Origin of the sequence: Tritonibacter scottomollicae, assembly GCF_003003215.1 — a bacterium.
GTDB lineage: Bacteria > Pseudomonadota > Alphaproteobacteria > Rhodobacterales > Rhodobacteraceae > Epibacterium > Epibacterium scottomollicae.
Window position 1 is genome coordinate 1 of sequence record NZ_PVUF01000065.1, and the last position, 1,338, is coordinate 1,338.

The 1,338-nt window shown below is 54.7% G+C and carries 1 protein-coding gene and 1 pseudogene; one reads left to right on the plus strand and one right to left on the minus strand.

Annotated features, from left to right (window positions below):
• Positions 1-218 precede the first annotated feature (218 nt).
• Positions 219-707 (plus strand): annotated as a pseudogene (locus tag CLV89_RS22265) (transposase); the annotation flags it as partial.
• 377 nt (positions 708-1,084) lie between these two features.
• Here the strand turns inward: CLV89_RS22265 and CLV89_RS22270 are convergent.
• The coding region (locus CLV89_RS22270) for an integrase core domain-containing protein (RefSeq protein WP_133166708.1) at positions 1,085-1,338 on the minus strand (254 nt) is incomplete at its 5' end.

Genomic DNA, 1,338 nt, shown 5'->3' on the forward strand with positions numbered 1-1,338 from the left:
GAAGCTCTTCGGGTTTGTCTCGCTTTCCAGCCATCTCTTGGTCCTCCTGAAAATGGGATAATACTATCCCAGTTGGTGGACCACTTCAGTGGAGGGACGCCAGCCAGACCTACCGGCTTTGATGACTGCATTAACGATCATGACCAACGGCAATCCCCCTAAAAATAGCGGTGTTCACAAGTAGAATTTTCTCGTCAAGATATCTGAGGAGATTTAGGATGAAGAACAGACGATTTAGGGATGCGCAGATCATGACTGTGTTGAAGCAGGCGAAGGGCGGCGTGCCGGTCTCTGGGCTTTCCCGGGAGCACGGCATGAGTAGTGACCGCTTTTACAAATGGCGTGCCAAATTTGACGGTATGGACGCATCGCTCGTCGCAGAGATGAAGGACATGGCTAAGCAGAATCGCCGCCTCAAGAATATGTATGCGGAGATGAGCATGCAGAATGAGTTGCTCAAGGAAGCCCTCGAAACAAAGTCTTGAGGCCGCCTAATCGACAAGAGATGGCTATGAAGATGGTGGCGGTGCATGGGTCAGTGTCGCGCCGGCCTGCCGCACCTTTCAGATTAGTGAGACCTGCTATCGCAACTGTCCAACGCTGAGTTCCGAAAACGAGAAGTTCACCGATTGGTTGGGACGCCTGACGGAAAACAAGCGCACCGGGACTTTGGCATGTGCTTTCTGTATCTGCGCAATGTGCAGGGCTAAGCGCTCCGGCGGCCCTCACCCTCCTGAATACGAGATCCCCAATCCCAAGCAAAAGGCCCAAACACTATCTACCAGGTCAGGAAGCTGTCTCCACGGCTCATCAGAGGGAGGGAGTCCTTCCGCCTGAGCGCACCCACTCGAGGGAGGCATATTCGACAGACTCGAAATTGCGCCGTTGCGCAAGACGGTCGGCAAGGCAAACATCACAGGATCTTACATCCCATGCCCTGCGAGGTCCACAAGCGACCCGCCTACCATCTCTGATTGCTCCGAAGCTGAGATCCCCACCACAACCGGAAACAGTATGAAGGTTATCGGATCCATCCCAAACGAACACTATTGATGTGCCCCCATCGAGTGGTCCAATTTGAATGTTAATGCATCGTCGGCCTTTGGTCTATCAGGACGATGCTTTTGGGCGCTGGGGGCCGGTATCCTAAGGCGCTGTGGGGCCTAACCGTGTTGTAGTGGCGACGCCAGCGTTCGATGAGGATCTGTGCTTCACGCAGCGTGGTGAAGACCTCGCCGTTTAGTAACTCATCCCGGAAGCGGGCGTTGAAGCTCTCGCAGTAGCCGTTCTCCCAAGGTGATCCCGGGGCAATGAATGCGGTCTTCGCGCCCACGGCAC